Source organism: Psychrobacter sp. W2-37-MNA-CIBAN-0211, from assembly GCF_040309405.1.
GTDB classification, from domain to species: Bacteria; Pseudomonadota; Gammaproteobacteria; order Pseudomonadales; family Moraxellaceae; genus Psychrobacter; species Psychrobacter glaciei.
This window is the reverse complement of record NZ_JBEOOU010000407.1, coordinates 1-252: the sequence shown is the minus strand read 5'-3', so window position 1 is coordinate 252 and position 252 is coordinate 1. Positions and strand designations below refer to the sequence as shown.

1 protein-coding gene is annotated in these 252 nt (G+C 50.0%); it reads left to right on the top strand.

Annotation, left to right across the window (positions count from 1 at the left end):
- The coding region (locus AAEY72_RS15675; RefSeq protein WP_352311548.1) for a pantoate--beta-alanine ligase at nt 1–252 on the top strand (252 nt) is incomplete at both ends.

The window sequence follows — 252 nt, the reverse complement described above, 5'->3', positions numbered from 1 at the left end:
ATATCGTGGTGGTAAGTATTTTCGTCAATCCTACCCAGTTTGGGGAAGGAGAGGACTTTGAGAGTTATCCACGCACATTAGATGAAGATGTCGCCAAGCTAGCAACAGTTGGTACGGACTATGTCTTTGCCCCAAGTATCGCTGAGATGTACCCAGTAATGCCGCCACCGACCTCTGTTCTTGCTGGCGGCATTACCACGCAATTATGTGGTCAATCGCGCCCTGGGCACTTTGATGGTGTGGGCATTGTTG